The 17,734-nt window shown below is 34.7% G+C and carries 13 protein-coding genes and 2 pseudogenes; 8 read left to right on the forward strand and 7 right to left on the reverse strand.

Going from position 1 to position 17,734, the window contains the following annotated elements:
• Positions 1–605: 605 nt before the first annotated feature.
• From A9G31_RS04870 to mscM, 3 genes and pseudogenes are all read left to right on the forward strand, one after another.
• Positions 606–2,018 carry a sodium:proton antiporter gene (locus tag A9G31_RS04870; protein WP_065560690.1) on the forward strand — a complete coding sequence of 471 codons (1,413 nt, stop codon included), beginning with the start codon at positions 606–608 and terminating at the stop codon, positions 2,016–2,018.
• A gap of 106 nt (positions 2,019–2,124) precedes the next feature.
• Positions 2,125–2,970: pseudogene (gene asd, locus A9G31_RS04875) on the forward strand (archaetidylserine decarboxylase); the annotation flags it as partial.
• Positions 2,971–3,049: 79 nt separating this feature from the next.
• A pseudogene (mscM, locus tag A9G31_RS04880) lies at positions 3,050–5,596 on the forward strand (miniconductance mechanosensitive channel MscM); the annotation flags it as partial.
• Here mscM and A9G31_RS04885 read toward each other — a convergent pair.
• Positions 5,593–6,123 (reverse strand): DedA family protein, encoded by a 531-nt coding sequence (locus tag A9G31_RS04885; RefSeq protein ID WP_065560693.1) that lies wholly within the window; start codon positions 6,121–6,123, stop codon positions 5,593–5,595. The pseudogene mscM and the gene A9G31_RS04885 overlap by 4 nt on opposite strands.
• Before the next feature lie 183 nt (positions 6,124–6,306).
• On the opposite strand from A9G31_RS04885, the gene fdhD reads away from it, so the two are divergent.
• The 5 genes from fdhD to A9G31_RS04910 all read left to right on the forward strand — a co-directional run bounded on the left by fdhD (position 6,307) and on the right by A9G31_RS04910 (position 12,063).
• Positions 6,307–7,113 (forward strand): formate dehydrogenase accessory sulfurtransferase FdhD, encoded by an 807-nt coding sequence (gene fdhD, locus A9G31_RS04890; RefSeq protein WP_065560694.1) that lies wholly within the window; start codon positions 6,307–6,309, stop codon positions 7,111–7,113.
• A gap of 289 nt (positions 7,114–7,402) precedes the next feature.
• On the forward strand, positions 7,403–8,221 hold the full coding sequence (locus A9G31_RS04895) for a purine-nucleoside phosphorylase (protein ID WP_065560695.1): 819 nt from the start codon (positions 7,403–7,405) through the stop codon (positions 8,219–8,221).
• 58 nt (positions 8,222–8,279) lie between these two features.
• On the forward strand, positions 8,280–9,518 hold the full coding sequence (locus A9G31_RS04900) for a nucleoside permease (RefSeq protein ID WP_065560696.1): 1,239 nt from the start codon (positions 8,280–8,282) through the stop codon (positions 9,516–9,518).
• Positions 9,519–9,691: 173 nt separating this feature from the next.
• Positions 9,692–10,636 carry an EamA family transporter gene (locus A9G31_RS04905; protein WP_065560697.1) on the forward strand — a complete coding sequence of 315 codons (945 nt, stop codon included), beginning with the start codon at positions 9,692–9,694 and terminating at the stop codon, positions 10,634–10,636.
• Between the two features lie 950 nt (positions 10,637–11,586).
• Complete coding sequence (locus tag A9G31_RS04910) at positions 11,587–12,063, forward strand: hypothetical protein (RefSeq protein WP_065560698.1); 477 nt, start codon at positions 11,587–11,589, stop codon at positions 12,061–12,063.
• 123 nt (positions 12,064–12,186) lie between these two features.
• Here the strand turns inward: A9G31_RS04910 and amtB are convergent, their stop codons facing one another.
• The 6 genes from amtB to A9G31_RS04940 form a co-directional block, all read right to left on the reverse strand.
• The gene (gene amtB / locus A9G31_RS04915; protein WP_065560699.1) at positions 12,187–13,467 is read right to left on the reverse strand and encodes an ammonium transporter AmtB; all 1,281 of its coding nucleotides are present in this window, start codon (positions 13,465–13,467) and stop codon (positions 12,187–12,189) included.
• Positions 13,468–13,488: 21 nt separating this feature from the next.
• Positions 13,489–13,827: a P-II family nitrogen regulator gene (glnK, locus tag A9G31_RS04920; RefSeq protein ID WP_065560700.1), complete on the reverse strand. Its 339-nt coding sequence runs from the start codon at positions 13,825–13,827 to the stop codon at positions 13,489–13,491.
• Between the two features lie 259 nt (positions 13,828–14,086).
• Entirely contained in the window at positions 14,087–15,577 is a 1,491-nt protein-coding gene (dgt, locus tag A9G31_RS04925) for a dGTPase (RefSeq protein WP_065560701.1), read from the reverse strand.
• Between the two features lie 41 nt (positions 15,578–15,618).
• A complete protein-coding gene (gene purK, locus A9G31_RS04930; RefSeq protein ID WP_034912166.1) occupies positions 15,619–16,695 on the reverse strand; it encodes a 5-(carboxyamino)imidazole ribonucleotide synthase in 1,077 nt (358 codons plus the stop codon).
• A 1-nt stretch (position 16,696) separates the two neighbouring features.
• Positions 16,697–17,197 (reverse strand): 5-(carboxyamino)imidazole ribonucleotide mutase, encoded by a 501-nt coding sequence (gene purE / locus A9G31_RS04935; RefSeq protein WP_065560702.1) that lies wholly within the window; start codon positions 17,195–17,197, stop codon positions 16,697–16,699.
• Between the two features lie 168 nt (positions 17,198–17,365).
• Positions 17,366–17,716 (reverse strand): RidA family protein, encoded by a 351-nt coding sequence (locus A9G31_RS04940; RefSeq protein ID WP_065560703.1) that lies wholly within the window; start codon positions 17,714–17,716, stop codon positions 17,366–17,368.
• Positions 17,717–17,734: the final 18 nt, after the last annotated feature.

A 17,734-nucleotide genomic window follows, 5' to 3' on the forward strand; every position in this document is an offset into this window, starting at 1 on the left:
AGATGCCAGATGCCAGATGCCAGATGCCAGATGCCAGATGCCAGATGCCAGATGCCAGATGCCAGATGCCAGATGCCAGATGCCAGATGCCAGATGCCAGATGCCAACCATGGTAATGCATTTTTATTTCCTTGCCAAATAATTTTTTGTTTTTTATCAATTTCTCTATCCGTTTGCTTTATTTTTGAACGATTTCCTGCTTGAATAAGCTCAAAAATTATAACTTGATGATAAATAATCCGCCACTTTTTTTGTTAATTTATTGTAAAGATTTGTTAACGGTGAGTGTGGGGTTGCTTTGGCTTTTTTTGGGGAGTGGCGTTTTTTATGGGGCGTAGCGGTTGAGTGGTTTTGGGACTGGTGGAGTAGGTGCTTTTTAAAGGCCTAAAATTGCTTCGGTAGAATATTGATTTTATTTAAGTTTTTTGTTTTAATTAAGATCAGTCGGTTATGGTGGGTGGTGGTTTTGCTTAGGGTTGGTTTTTAACTTATTAAATCCTCGTTACGATTTTATTGCTTAATCTTTATTAAAAATCTTAAAATTCGATAAACCTAAAACACTTTGTTATAATTTGACCTCTTTAAAAATCAAAATACAAAGATTAATGAAAGCCCTCTATTCCTTTATCATCTTAACGCTAGTACCTTTTGATCTTTTTGCTGCTGATTTTAGCGGTGATGATTTATCGATTTGTTGGGGGATCCCTTTTGTGGGGATTTTGCTTTCTATTGCCTTATTGCCGTTATTTTTACCACGATTATGGCACCATCACTACGGCAAAATAACAGTGTGCTGGACAATGCTTTTTTTGCTGTTTGCTTTGTATTCGTTTGGTCTGCAATCAACAATTCATCTTACTGCCCATGCAATAATAGCTGAATACATTCCTTTTATTTTATTACTGCTAGCCTTGTTTACTGTTTCGGGGGGGATTTTAATTAAAAGCGATGTGCTTAGTACGCCCAAACTAAACGTTGGTTTGCTAGCAATAGGAACTTTGTTAGCGTCAATCATGGGGACAACAGGCGCTGCGATGTTAATGATTCGACCTGTAATTAGAGCTAATCGTCAGCGAAATTATGCCGTACATACCATTGTCTTTTTTATCTTTTTAGTGGCGAACATTGGCGGTGGCTTGACACCACTGGGGGATCCACCTTTATTTATTGGTTTTCTAAAAGGTGTTAATTTTGGGTGGACAGTTAAGCATATGTTGTTGCCCGTTTTGCTTAGTTCAATGTTGTTATTAGCAATTTATTATAAGATTGAATGCCACTACTTTCGTACTCAGTATGGTAATTCGCTTGTGGTATCTTCGACTTCAAAAATTAGTTCTATTAAGGTTTATGGTGTAAGCAATATTTTTTTATTGGTGGCTATTATTGCCTGTGTCCTTATGTCAGGCATTTGGCGATCGTCTGTTGAGATTATGGTTTTAGGATTACCTATTACTTTATCTAATTTAGTTCGCGATATTATGTTTGTTGTGATCACCTTTATTTCAATATTAATCACCCCTAAACAAGTGCGTGCTGGTAATGAGTTTAACTGGGAGCCTATCATTGAAGTTGCTAAGCTGTTTATCGGGATTTTTATTACTATTGTTCCTGTACTTGCTATTTTACGAGCAGGTAGCCATGGTGCATTAGCCCCAATAGTCTCACTAGTGACAAATGAGCAAGACGAACCAATCAACAGTATGTATTTTTGGTTGTCAGGTTTGCTTTCTGGATTTTTAGATAATGCACCAACCTATTTGGTCTTCTTTAATCTCGCTTCGGGTGATGCTATCACTTTAGTAACCACGTTAGAAAAAACCTTGCTTGCTATTTCAATGGGCGCTGTTTTTATGGGCGCACTAAGCTACATTGGTAATGCGCCTAATTTTATGGTCAAAAGCATTGCCACACAAAACAAAATTAATATGCCGAGTTTTTTTGGTTATATGAAGTGGTCAATAGGAATTTTAATTCCAGTGTTTGTCATTGATAATTTGGTGTTTTTTGTGTTTTTTTAATTTATGTGGTTATAAATATTACGTATTATTGATTCTATGAGTTTTACACTTTGTATACAAATCTTGGTATAATGCAATGTTTCTACCGTTACTTTGAGAGTTATCTATGTTAAATCAGTTAAAAGCAATTATTCAGTACTTTCTTCCTAAACAGCTATTAACCGTTATTTTTGGTTGGTTGGCAAAAAAACAGTTAGGTAAAGTTACAACATGGATGATTATGCTTTTTTGTAAAGTGTATAAAGTGGATTTGAACGAAGCAAAAATTAGTGATGTAAAAGAATTTAAAACCTTTAATGACTTTTTTGCTCGCGAATTAAATGAGGATGCACGGCCAATTGATACCACCGATAGTGCTGTTGTTATGCCTGCTGATGGTGTAATTAGTCAGTTTGGTACTATTCTAGATACACAGCTGTTACAAGCTAAAGGGCATTTTTATTCTTTAGAATCATTACTTGCCTGTCATCCTGATATGATCAACTTTTTTAAAAATGGTTCATATGCAACCACTTATTTATCTCCTAAAGATTATCACCGTTTTCATATGCCTTGTGATGGTATTTTGCGTGAGATGATTTATGTGCCTGGTTCGCTATTTTCAGTTAGCAAAGCTACAACCGAAAGTATACCTAATATTTTTGCTCGTAATGAACGTGTGATTTGTTTGTTTGAAACCGAATTAGGTCCAATGGCGCAAATTTTAGTTGGGGCAACCATTGTTGGTAGTATAGAAGTACAATGGGAAGGTATTGTTACCCCTCCACGAGAAGGAATAATGAAACGTTGGACTTATACTAATGGGATAAAATTAACAAAAGGACAGGATATAGGTTGCTTTAAGTTAGGTTCGACAGTAATTACGCTGTTTGCCTCAAATTCGATTGAATTTGATAATCACCTTAAAGTGGGCGATGTTACTCGTGTAGGTCAAAAATTAGCCGATAGGATATAGTGTTATGTTGATTCGTGGTGTTGTGTGCTTTGTTGCTGTGTTGTTTTCTTCACTGACCTTTGCCGAAGAAACCACGCCAATCATTAACAATGAAGATGATCTTTCGCTAGCTGTTCATCAGTTAAGTGATAAAAATGATGAACTCAGACAAAATATGGAGTTACAAAAAACACATCTAACTAGTATTGTTAATGAGCAAAACAATATCACGACACAAATTTCACATGTTCAAAATACACTGGCAACACTTGATGAGCAAGGAGAGTGGTTGAGTTTTTCGACCGCTTTGGGCGAAACCTTACGCCAACAATTATTGCGCTTGCCTGAGAAACCTAAATCGCAAGCGCTTGATGCCGAGATTGCCGAAGCAAAAGCTCAACAACTTAATTATAGTAATATTTTAACGTCTTTGGATGATTATCCAACTTTAACAAGCCCACTTAATAGCGTTAAAGAAGCAACCCAATATCGTCGTTTAATTCGGGAACAAACCGAATTACTTAAGACTCTTATTTCGGGAACAGACACTACCATTTTAGAATTGACTAAACTAAAAATTGCCAATAAGCAATTAACCAATGCGATTGACGAAGTAAACGATGCTGCACACAGATATTTTTTCTGGGTAGCTGATGTGAATCCAATATCATTGAGTTATCCAATTGATTTAGCCAAAGATGTTGTGTATGTGATTTTTTCTGTCGATACCATTTCACAACTTTATAAAGCTAGCATTGAAGTACTTAGTTCGCCAAAACCGTTATTTTTAATTATTTTGTCGTTACTTTTTGTGTTTGCCCACTTTAAGATGCGTGCGAAATATAATATTTTTCTTAATAAATCCGCTAACCGTGTGGGGAAAGTAACACAAGATAGTTATTCTTTAACCTTAAAAGTAATTATATTTTCATTAATTATGGCATTGCCTATCCCTATTTTGTGGGCGGTGTTTGGTTATGCTTTACAGATTAATTCAGATTATCCTGTCGCGTTTGCTTTGGGCTATGGCGTGAATGCGGCTGCGCCTATTTTGTGGGTGTTTATTATTTCAGCCCATTTTGCATCATCCAATGGGTTGTTTATTACCCATTTTGGTTGGTCTGGACGTAGCGTACGCTCGGCAATGAAATATTATCAACTTTCAATTTGGCTGGTAATTCCATTAGTAATGATAATGATGAGTTTTGATCAATATAATAATCATCAATTTGCAGCCACAATTGGCCGAACGTCGTTTATTTTGCTCTGCTTTGCTTTGGTGTTTATGACTAATTCTATCCATCGTGCTGGCGTTCCTCTTTATATTGATAAAAAAGGAGCTGGTGATAATTTATTAAGTCATATTTTGTGGTTTATTTTATTAAGTGCACCATGGCTAGCTATCATTGCGGCTTGTTTAGGTTATCTTTCGACAGCTCAAGTACTATTAGGGCGTCTTGAGGCCTCTGTCATTATTTGGTTTGCTCTGTTAGTTATTTATTTTATGATTCGCCGTTGGATGTGGATCCAAAAACGTCGTATTGAATTTGAACGAACCAAGCAACGTCGCTTAGAACGTATGCAACGAGCCAAATCACATGAAGATGATCTTAATTCACTTAACGAAAGTGTTGATGAACCTGTTATTGATTTAGATGTCATCAGTGCGCAATCATTACATTTAGTCAGATCGATTATTATGATGATTGCGTTAATTAGTATGATTTTGCTTTGGTCTGAACTGCATTCAGCCTTTGCTTTTATGAATAATATTAAACTTTGGGGTACCAGTGCCATTGTTAATGGAACTGAAATCGAACAATACATTACTCTTGGTGCAGTCTGTATTGCGATTTTAGTGATGACAATTACCGTTCAGTTGGTCAAAAATTTGCCCTCTTTGTTGGAGTTAGGCATTTTGCAACATTTAGATTTATCACCGGGAACAGGATATGCTATTTCCACAGTTTCAAAATATATTACTTTGATGATAGGCTGTATGATTGCATTTTCGTTTATTGGTATCGACTGGTCTAAAATTCAATGGTTAATTGCCGCATTAGGTGTGGGGCTAGGTTTTGGTTTACAAGAGATCTTTGCTAATTTTATCTCTGGCTTAATCATTTTATTCGAAAAACCTGTGCGTATTGGCGATACGGTGACAATTCGTGATTTGACAGGTAATATTACAAAAATTAATACCCGTGCAATTACCATCGTCGATTGGGATCGTAAAGAAATTGTGATGCCCAATAAAGCCTTTATTACTGAACAATTGGTGAATTGGTCGTTATCAGATTCGATCACTCGGATTGTATTAACCATTCCCGCTACCATCGATGCCGATAGTGATTTGGTTATCAAACTTTTGCAACAAGCATCAGATGAATGTGAATATGTGCTTAACGATCCTGAACCGCAAGTATTTTTGGTGGATATCCAAGAAGGTATTCAATTGTTTGAACTACGTGTTTTTGCTGCCGAGATGGGACACCGAATGTTACTGCGAAGTGCTATACATAAATTGATACTTGAAGCTTATCGTAAACATCATTTAACGCTACCATTCCCACCATTGCAAACCAATTTAGAAGCATTGGGACGCAAAAGCGGACGTCGTGGCTATACTGTTGGAACCGTTTAACCAAAAAGAGTTTCTAACCAAGGCACACCAAATGCTCCTGGCGCAAGCAATACAAAAGCCCAAACTGGCGCTGAAGCAATATTAGCCACATTAAATTTGGTAGCAGGCATATGCATTGTGCCTGCAATTAATGGCACTATTGCTCGTAATGGCCCAAAAAATCGCCCAATAAATACGCCAAACGTTCCATAACGCTGAAAAAATTGCTCGGCACGATAAACTAATTTAGGGTGCTTATTAAGTGGCCATGAAGCAATAACTTGTTGATGATAGTGTTTACCTAACCAATAAGACAGTAAATCCCCAAAAACAGCACCTGCCGAAGCGGCAATTAATACGGGCACAAATGATATTGCTCCTCCACCGATTAAAGCCCCTGCCCCTAATAAAATAGCCGTTGCAGGCACTAGAAGCGAGATAATCGCTAATGACTCACCAAATGCCAATAAAAATATAATGGGTAATGCCCAAACTTGATGGTGCTCAATAAACTGCATGATTGTCTGTGTGATTTCTTGTAATGACATAGAGTTAGCTTGTGAATTATCAATTGCTTATGGTGAACTATTTTATCATAATATTGCTTATTAAGTGCTGAGCACGCTATCTATTGATAAAATATTACACTACGTTAACATTTTAGAATTATTAATGGTTGATCTTGTGCTAATAGCAGTCTTAATTATAACCAAATTAGCAAGAGGCAATTAATGACGATCGGTGTTAAATCAATTCCAGTACGTAAATTTAAAAACAGTAAGTTGCAACATTTTCAACCTGATATGTTAGCTATCGAAAAGCCAGTTGCTTTAATTTATAACGGAATTTCACATGTAGTGATGATGGCAACACCAAAAGATTTGGATTATTTTGCCATTGGTTTTTCGTTAACGGAAAATATTATTCATTCGGTTAATGATATTTATGGCATTGATATTATTGATACTCCCAAAGGCATAGAAGTACAAATCGAACTTTCGTCACGACGCTTTAGCGAGCTAAAAGAAAAGCGTCGTAATTTAACTGGGCGCACAGGATGTGGCATTTGTGGTAGTGAGCAGATAGACCAAGTTTGCCAAACCATTCCTGCTTTGCCACTAATGAACCAAATTAATTTAGCTGATTTTAGCAATAGCCTAAATGGTTTATCGCAAGTTCAACATGTTGGTAATCAAACTGGATGCACTCACGCGGCGGTATGGCTCGATTTAAAAGGGCAATTTATTGCTGGATTTGAAGATATCGGTCGACATGTAGCTTTAGATAAATTACTTGGATTTAGAGCAATACAATTATCTAATAATCCCAATTATCAACATGGTGTAGTGTTAATATCAAGCCGTGCTAGCTACGAGATGGTGCAAAAAACAGTTAATTGTGGCGTGGAATTTTTATTAGCGGTTTCGGCTGCAACTTCAATGGCGGTTGATTTGGCTAAACAGTGTAATTTAACTTTGGTTGGATTCTTTAGAGGCGATAAAGGTGTGATCTATTCTGGCGATGATCGTCTTATCTAAGAAAATCTTTTATATTGTTCATTTTGGTAATTAAATTAATCTAAATTTAATATATTGAATAATAAAAATAAAAAATAAATTTTTCTAATTCATTCTAAGATATATCAATTCGCATCTTCCTTTATTAGACGAAGATCATCATAATATATGCCGAAAACAAAAATTATTTTGTTTTTTAATTATTTTATGGGATTTTACCCAATTAAACTAAGCAATAGGTTATCACTGTTTTATTATATTCACCTATTTTACTTTAGCTTAGCATTAATTTTTTTGAAAGGATACTATCATGCATCAGACTTCAGATATTCAACAAGCCGTTAATTTTATTCAGAAACACACAAACAAAAAACCAACAATTGGGATTATTCTTGGTTCAGGTTTAGGACCTTTTGCCGACACTCTTGAAGATGCTGTTCATATTCCTTATGACACAATTCCACATTTCGCCAAATCAGCAGCCGTTGGCCACGCAAATGAATTAGTCATTGGCCAATGCGGAGACAAAACAGTTGTGGCAATGAAAGGGCGCTTTCACTATTACGAAGGTTTTTCGTTAGATCAAGTTACTTTCCCTGTTCGTGTGATGAAGATGCTTGGTGTTGAAAAATTAATTATCACTAATGCATGTGGTGCAGTCAATACGAGCTTTAAACCAGGCGATTTAATGTTGATTACCGATCATATTAATCTTACTGCCAACAATCCTCTTATTGGACCAAATAACCCTGATTTAGGTGTGCGCTTTTTAGATGTAAGTGAGGTTTATAATAAGCAATTGCGTTCAACAGTAATTGATGTAGCCAAAGAACTTAATATTACCTTACAACAAGGTGTTTATGCTTGGTGGACAGGTCCAACTTATGAAACACCTGCCGAAATTAGAATGATTCGTGTTTTAGGTGCCGATGCTGTTGGTATGTCAACCGTACCCGAAGCAATTATCGCACATCACTCTGGTATTAAAACCATTGGAATTTCGTGCCTAACTAATATGGCTTGCGGAATTTTAGATCAACCATTAGGACACGAAGAAGTTATAGAGACAGCAGAAAGAGTTAAATCAACTTTTTTACAACTAATAACAAAAACGATTGCACGTTTCTAACCAATACTTTTTATTGGTAATTTTCTATAAAAAGTTCACTTTATTTTAGGAATAAACAATGAACATAAAGAATAGATTGAAAATAATGATGTTTTCCCAATATTTCATTTGGGGAAGCTGGTTAGCCACTTTTGGTGCTTATCTATTTAATACTTTACACTTTTCTGGTGTTGAAGTATCTATGATTTTTAGTACCAAAGGTTTAGCGGCATTAATTACACCATTTATTATTGGTATTATTGCCGATAAATTTTTGCAGGCTAAATATCTATATATGCTTTGTCATTCTGTTTGTGCCATTGCGCTTTTTTATGCTGCATCAGTTAATAATTCAGCTATTTTATTTTGGGTAATGTTAGGCAATGCGTTAGCTTTTATGCCAACTATTGCATTATCTAATTCTATTAGCTACCACTGTTTGGCTCAACATAACTTAGATTCGGTAACCGTTTTCCCTAAAATACGAGTATTTGGTACAGTTGGTTTTATTATTGCAATGTGGACAATTAGTTTATGCAAATTCGAGTTGAGTAATGCTCAACTCTATGTTGCATGCGCAGCATCCGCTATACTTGTAGTTTATAGTGCAACATTACCAAATATTACTGTATCTAAAAGTCAAAAACAGTCTTGGGTTTCTTATTTAGGATTAGATGCTTTTGTGTTATTCAAAAAGCCCGTTATGGCTGTTTTTTTTCTTTTTGCTATGTTACTTGGTGCGATACTACAAATCACTAATACTTTTGGTGGCGCTTTCTTACATGATTTTGGTAAAGTCTCAGAATTTAAAGATAGCTTAATTGTACAATACCCTGCTATTTTATTATCAGTTTCACAAATGGCTGAAGTCGCATTTATTTTGACCATCCCATTTTTCCTCAAAAAATTTGGCATTAAAAAAGTCATAATGATAAGCTTGATTGCTTGGACTTTGCGATTTGGTTTATTTGCATTTGGCGATCCAACACCTTTTGGTTTTGTGCTATTAATGCTTTCAATGATCGTTTACGGCTGTGCATTTGACTTTTTTAATATTTCAGGCTCTATTTTCATTGAAAAAGAAGTCAGTTCAAATATTCGAGCCAGTGCTCAAGGACTGTTTATGACCATGGTTAATGGTATTGGCGCTTATTTTGGCTCGATTTTGAGTGGTTATGTTGTTGACATGTGTACACATGATGGTCTTAAAGATTGGCAAACAATTTGGCTAATTTTCGCTACATATGCACTTGTGTTAGGTGTTGTTTTTTATTATTCATTTAATTATGACCATACTAAAAGTAAGTGTGCTGCATAATCACTTATCCGTTTAGATTAATAGATATTTGAAATATTAATTATCATTGTAATTTGATTAATTTATTAAAAAGACACTGGGGATGAATTGTATAATCCTTCTCCTGATGTCTTTTATTGTGTTTTTTAGCCGATAATTATCGGCAATGTTGTTTTTTGTTACGAGATTTAGTTATGAAAGATAAATTTTTAGGCGGCTTACTGGTTTTATTTGGTGCGTGTAGCTTTGGCGTACTCTCTTCTATCGTTAAGACGGCTTATCAAGACGGGTATAAACTAGGTGAAGTCACAGGTATTCAATGTTTTTTGGGAATGTTAATGTTATGGAGTATTCACTTTATTGTCAAAATAATACGTTCCCCAAAAGTATCCACATCAACGAACGCACAATTAGCAACTCCAACAGAAAAGCATACAAAATTGACAAAAAAATGGAAGGTCTGTGCTGTTGGTCTATTTCCTGGATTGGTCGGCATTTGTTATTACCAATGCGTACAACTAGTGCCTGCATCAATTGCAATTATTTTATTAATGCAATATTTGTGGATTAGTGTCTTTATTGATTTTCTTATATTTAAGAATAAACCTAGTATTATTCAACTTTCAGCGGTTATTATAATTATTTTAGGTAGCTGCCTAGCAGCAGGTATTTTTAATCAAGATATTAGTTTAAATTTGACTGGTTGTTTTTTTGGTTTTTTAGCAGCACTGATGTATTCACTCTTTATTAGTACTAGTAGCAATATTGGTAACGAATTACCTAAGCTTGAAAAAAGTGCGTTGATGATTACCGGTGCATGTATTGTTACTTTTTTGATATTTCCACCTTTATTTTTCTTCAAACTTGATATTAGCGACAGACTATATCAATTAGGATTTTTATTAGCATTGCTAGGTACTGTATTGCCTCCTTTTTTGTTTTCGGTAGGAATTCCAAGAATTGGGATTTCATTAAGTGCCATTTTGTCGGCAGCAGAGCTGCCTGTAGCGGTCACTTGTTCATATTTTTATTTACACGAATCAGTCCATTTTAATCAATGGATTGGAGTAGGTATTATTCTGTTGGCAATTGTTTTACCTAACTTAAAGCATATTAAAAAGAGCAAACTTGAAAAATAGTTAGTTTATCGACATTTTTGGTTTAAAATTCATTAATATACTGAATTATTTGCATTTAATGGTTAAATTTGCCCCCCCTAAAACCTCATAAGGCGTTTTATTTAAAATCGCTGTTATGTGGTTTTACTTCATTATAAAAGTGAACAAATCACTTAATCTTTTATTTTTATTTGTTGAATCTGCTGATTTTTACCGTATTGCCATTAAAAGTATGTTAATTACCGTAGTGTTTTCAATTACTGTAACTAACGTGAAAACTATATATTGAATTGATTGATTATTTATAATATTTAAAGGTATTGAAAATTTATCTATCATCACCATAACTTTGGTCATCTGATAATTTGACCGATATTACTATTTTTTATCAAAAAATAAATGATTCTGTGCTCTGCATCATTCTGAATAGCTTTAATAGTCAAATATATTAAAAATTATTATGATATGTTGACTGACTTCATTATGTATTTGTCTATAAAATTATAAGAAGAATCTTTAATTAAAAGATTAAATCTAACAATATTATTGAACTTTCCAAAATTAAATCTGTCTTACAAAAAGTGATTATTTTTAAGTGTATTAAATAGTATTAAGTATTAGTTCACTATTTAAATTAGGTAGTCATTCGCTATTAAATTTTAGTATTAAGTAATAGTGTTTTGCTGTATTGATAATATACCGTAATTAACCTTTAAGTAATACTTATAAGTTAATAAGGCTTTTCATTTTCTGATAGCTGTCGTTTTATTATTTTAAGTGCCTATGCTTTGAAACTTAATTTCATTAATTTAAATTTTTATTAAAACATAATGAATTGTTTTAATTTTTGTTGTTTGTTTTTATATTTAAGTATTATGTCAACCGAAAACATTTTCACATAAAATTAACAGCCTATTTTCTTTATTAAGGTCTTGTTATCTTTTTATTTTAATTAAAAGGAAGTTACAAAAATGAAGATATTAAAAAAACCTTTATTTACCTTAGTGCATAGTAATAGCGCAATACCTGAACACAGAACGCTAGCTTATTTAGATCCGACATTAAATTATTATACCGATCATATCAATGAAATTATTGCTTTGCGTGTTAAAGAACTTAAATTGCATCATCCTGAATATAGAGAATGCCCAGATAGTAACAAAACCAATAACAAAAAGGGGGGTTCTTTTGTTTTTCGTGAGATATTTGAGTCAGAGCATCATAAAAAACAAATTGGCATGCTAAAAGACGAAATAGCTATTACAAAAGAATCCAATAAAATAAAGGAGTTACTTGATACCCGGATAAAAGAAATTGCTAATGTTTATCCTGAATTACAATTTAATTTTAATGATATGCAGGTTTTACCGGATAAAGTCAAAAAGTACCTTTTTGCGCCACCATTAATATTGACTGACGATCATGCAATTATGCTTTGGGATGATTAAAAAAATATTTTTAACAATAATTAATAAAAGCCATAATTTACAGGGATAATTCCCTGTAAATTACTTTTAGTTTAAATCTGTTTTTATATCTAATTTTTAATTAATGACTGTTTTGGTTAGTGATTAACTATTGAAAGCACTTTCACCATGGCTATTAATATCCAGACCTTCTCTTTCATGTTCTTCTGATACTCTTAAGCCAACAATGATATCTGCAATTTTATAAGCAATATAAGCAACCACTGTAGTCCAAACTACGCAGGTAATAACACTCATCAATTGTATTCCTACTTGAGTTGCCATTGTAATGCCTTCGGCATAACCAATACCTCCTAACGATTCTGATGTAAATATACCAGTTAATATACAACCCACAATTCCACATACGCCGTGTACACCAAATACATCACATGTATCATCAACTTTTAGAATTCTTTTGAGTGTTGATACTCCCCAGACACCAGCAAAACCACAAATAAGCCCTATTAACATAGCACCACCTACACCAACAAGACCTGCCGCTGGTGTTACACCAACTAATCCCGCTATCACACCTGATGCCGAACCAAGGCAAGATGGTTTACCTCGTAAAAACCATTCTGCGAATGTCCATGCCAAAACCGCTGCTGCTGTTGCTGCAACAGTGTTAATAAAAGCTAAACCTGCGATTTCATCTGCATGCGTTGATGATCCTGCATTAAAACCAAACCAACCAATATAAAGAATAGCAGCTCCAAGGTAGACATAAGGTAAGTTAAATGGTTTTAGTGGTTCACGATTATAACCAATACGTTGTTTGATCAGATAAGCACCCACTAGTCCTGCAATCGCAGCATTAATATGTACTACTGTACCACCAGCAAAATCAAGTGCTCCTTCATCACCTAAAATTCCGCCTCCCCATACCATGTGCGCCATGGGAATATATGAAAATGTAAACCATAACACCATAAATATTAATACTGCTGAAAAACGAATTCGTTCAGCAAAAGCACCAGGAATTAAGCAACAAGTAATGCAAGCAAATGATCCTTGGAATGCTATCCAAATTAGCTCGTAAATCGATCCTGAAACATCTGTAATACCTATCCCTGTTAATAGAAAATGGTTAAAGTTGCCATAAAACCAGTTCCCTTCACCAAAAGCAAGTGTATAACCGTAAACAATCCATAGTACCGCTATTAACGAAAAAGTTACTAGCACTTGTGTTAACATCGATAACACATTTTTAGAACGTAATAATCCACCATAAAACAAAGCAATCCCTGGCACCGACATAAAAAGTACTAGGGCGGTACAGATCATCATAAAGCCGTTATCCGCTTTATCAACTACAGCAGCTTCTTCGGCAAAAGCTGAACTTGAGAATAAAATAACTAAAAAGGGGATAATTTTTTTCAACATAATGATTTCCTTAACAATCAATTACAATGCCGAGTCATCGGTTTCACCAGTACGTATACGCACTACATGTTCAAGTGAAGTGACAAAAATCTTTCCATCACCAATTTTGCCTGTATATGCTGCTTTAGTAACTGTACTAATAACTTGGTCAAGTTCATCATCTCTAATAGCTAAATCAATTTTAACTTTAGGTAGAAAATTGACATTATATTCTGCACCACGGTATAGCTCGGCATGACCTTTTTGTCGTCCAAAACCTTTAACTTCGGTAACAGTTAATCCTGTAACACCTATATTGGATAAGGCTTCTCTAACTTCTTCTAATTTGAAAGGTTTTATAACTACAGTAACTAATTTCATCAATTGCTCCTAAAAATTGTGAGATACAAAATAAATTATGCAAAGAGTGTGCCAAAAAAGTTAACTTAAATGAAATTAAACTATTGCAGCTGAATTTATAAAAAATATAGTCGTTAAAAAATCACGGTTCAGCGGTTCTAATCGAAGGGTTAAAACAAGAGATAACAAATAGTTGATAGATTTATTATTATTTAGCAGCGCACTAATATGGTGCCAATGCATATTAGTGGTGCTTAGCTGTTATAAAAATTACTTGGATCTAGAATGTCACCATTAACTTGCGATATTCGTCATAAGCAAAGTGATCTGTCATGCCACTAATATAATCCTGCAATAAGCGACATCGATAGTAGAATTCCATACACGCAAAACTTTCTACTTTATTTGAATTTAGTTTGTTAACTGCTTGTTGATAAGCGGCACAATGTTTTGAGGATAATTTATGATATAAGCGAGTTTCAATAGGATAATTTTTGTGATGTTTATCCTCAACCAATTTCAAAAAGTCGTTGGTAGGCATATCAAGCAGTGGGCTATAAATATCGAGCAATCCACTAATAATTCGGTACCCTTGAAGTTCAATATTTTCAACCGATTCATGGTTAAATATATGTTCAAGTCCAACTGTTTTGAAAATATTGAGTAATTTATATTCTGCACCATGATCTTCAAGTAAGGCATGATTAAATGAGCCGTGATAAATTTCTTCAATATTTTCAATAAAGCGTTCAGCAGCATGTGGTACCAATTTGCCAATAGTGTTGACACGTAGGTACATAAAAAATTGGTCGATGCCTATCGCATCAAAACCATTTTGATTTAGATTTTCATAAGGGCGATTGACAACGGTATCAAACAGATCACCTTTTTTAATCGGTCCCCATGCCTCAGCTAAGTAAGTATAAAGCTGTTTTACTGTTAGAATTTTCTTTTCAACCGCATCTTCTAGATCGGCAATGCAATATGAGATATCGTCGGCGGCTTCCATAATATAGGTAAATGGATAACGATGAAATGGTTTGATATCAAGCTGTTTAGATAACTCCTCAATAAATGGTTCTTCTGATAAATAATAACCTGCTTTTTTCATTAAATAAGAAAATTCTGGCAGTACCGGCTTAGACCAATAAGCTGGTTTAGAATATTTCATAATTGAAGCAATCTGAGAGTAAGTTAAATTGAGACGTAATATTGTATGCACTAAACGAATTGCTTGTGCATTACCTTCGAAACTTGATAAATCTTGGCGAATTTTAGTTTTAAGTTCTCTTATTTCTTCTTTATCACTAACATTTATTTCAAGAAATCGATAATCTGTTGCTCTGCCAAGACCCAAACGTAGAGTAAACCATTTATTAATGGCAGCCTCACCAAAATGACCAAATGGAGGATTACCAATATCATGCATTAAACAAGCCATTTCAACTAGGCTTTCAATCGCCATTATACAATTATCAAGCCCGTATTTTTTTAATTTTCCAGCATTGCCTAGGCGATTAACGATTTCTTTGACTATGTATCGCCCAACTTGTTGCACTTCCATAGAGTGAGTAAGTCTTGTTCTAACTACTGAGTTTCGTTCTAATGGAAAAACTTGCGTTTTTTGTTGTAGGCGACGAATAGCGGCTGAGTTTATGATGCGTCCACGATCACTTTCAAAACAACGTACTATTGAGTACTCATCAGACAGAGCTTCACGCTGTTTGCTAGCATAACGCTGATAATTGATTTTTTGGTTAAAGCTGATCATGGTTTCATCCCTAATTTAATCACTCAAATTGTTTTAATTTTTCAAATTGCTAATGTTTGTTTTGCCCATTCAATACTTTTTTGATAATCATTAGGTAATAACGGTATTAAATTCTCTAATGCTTTTAACAATTTGTTTGTTTGGTTATGGGTTAAATTTAAATGCCCTACTTTACGTCCAACTCTAACTTCTTTTTCATACCAATGAAGATGTACCAAATCAATTGATAACCAATTTAAATTTAATTCTGTGCCAATTAAGTTAACCATAACTGATGGCGTAAATACATCTGGCTTAGGAAATGGAAGCCCCAATATAGCACGAAGATGTAATTCAAATTGGCTAATTGAAGCTCCATTTTGCGTCCAATGACCACTATTATGTACTCGTGGAGCAAGTTCGTTGATCAGTAGTTCATTACCAACAATAAAGCATTCCATTGCCATTACGCCAATATAATTCAATTTATGCATAATAGCAGATAGCATTTGTTCTGCTTTTATTTGTAATGAATCTGATTTGTTAGGTTGTACAACACTTATTTTTAAGATGCCGTCTTGGTGGAAGTTATTGGTAAGGGGATAAAATACTGTTTCACCTTTTGCATTACGAGCGCCTATTAATGACATCTCTTTTTCGAACGGGATAGCCTGTTCAACAATAGCGTGCTGATAGATATCATCAGGTACAGTTATTGGACCATTAATAGCAATTCGCCATTGCCCTCGTCCATCATAACCGCCAGTTCTACGTTTAACAATTAATCGATCGCCAAGTTCAGTAAATAACGTTGACCAATCTTGAGGGTGATCAAGCGAAAACCATTTCGCTGTCGGTAAACCAAGTTCGTCAAGTAGCTGTTTTTGCGTTAAACGGTCGGCAATAATAGGAAAGACATCTCGATTAACAAAATGCGAATGTTTAGCTAAAATTTGTGTAAACGGAGTATCTGACCATCGCTCAATTTCAGCTGTTATTACTGACTGTTGATATGGAATGACGGTAGGATCTACATCTAATCCAACTGGATAAACTTTTATACCTATTGGTTCGCCTGCTTGCTTAAGCATTCGCCCTAATTGCCCGTTACCTAGTACACAAACAGATTGAAGTTTCATATTATGCATTCACTCTTGGATCTGGGTTATTTAGTACCTCATCAGTTTGAGTTAATCGCCATGTTGATAAACGTTGATATATTTCTTTATCATGTAGAGCTAGAATCTGTGCAGCAAGTAATGCCGCATTCGCTGCACCAGATTTACCTATTGCTAAAGTACCAACAGGAATACCTTTAGGCATTTGAACAATAGAATAGAGACTATCTACTCCATTTAATGCAGCACTTTGCACTGGAACACCTAATACAGGAATCAGTGTTTTAGCAGCTAACATACCTGGCAAATGAGCCGCACCACCAGCACCAGCTATGATCACATCAAAGCCTTTTTGTTTGGCATCTTCAGCAAAACAAAATAATTTATCAGGGGTACGGTGAGCAGAAACGATTTCAATATGATAAGGAATTGTTAACGCATCAAGGATATCGGCTGCGTGTTGCATAGTAGTCCAATCGCTTTTGGATCCCATTACAATGGCAATTCTAGGTTGAGTATGCATGGCAAATGTATGAATAATTAAAATAAGATGTATGCGAAGTATACACTAAAATTTAGTTAATGGGGATAGTAAGGATTTTATCTGTTAGCAATTAAAACACATGTTCCCAGCAGAATGAGATGATAAACAAAGTGATACCGCCGAATAGTATCGGCGGTGAAGAATAAGTTAGCCTTTTACTGCTGCCACGATTTTAATTTCTATCAAATATTCTTGTTTCATTAACCCTGTTTGCACTGTACAACGTACTGGTGCACTACCTTTAGCTACCCATTCGTCCCATGCTTTATTCATAGCGGCAAAGTCACTTTTATTAACTAAAAATAATGTTACATCTAATATACGTGATTTATCACTGTTAGCTAGGGCCAATATTTTGTCGATTTCAGCTAATGCACTTTTGGTCTGTACATAAGCGTCATTTTCAAGATCAGCTGGAACACTTGTGTAATAAATAACGTTATTATGGATTACTGCTTCAGACCAACGGTTATCTGGATCTATTCGTGTTATTGTCATCATATTTTCCTTGTTAGA

The organism is Gilliamella sp. Gris1-4 (assembly GCF_001690335.1).
GTDB lineage: Bacteria > Pseudomonadota > Gammaproteobacteria > Enterobacterales > Orbaceae > Gilliamella > Gilliamella apicola_P.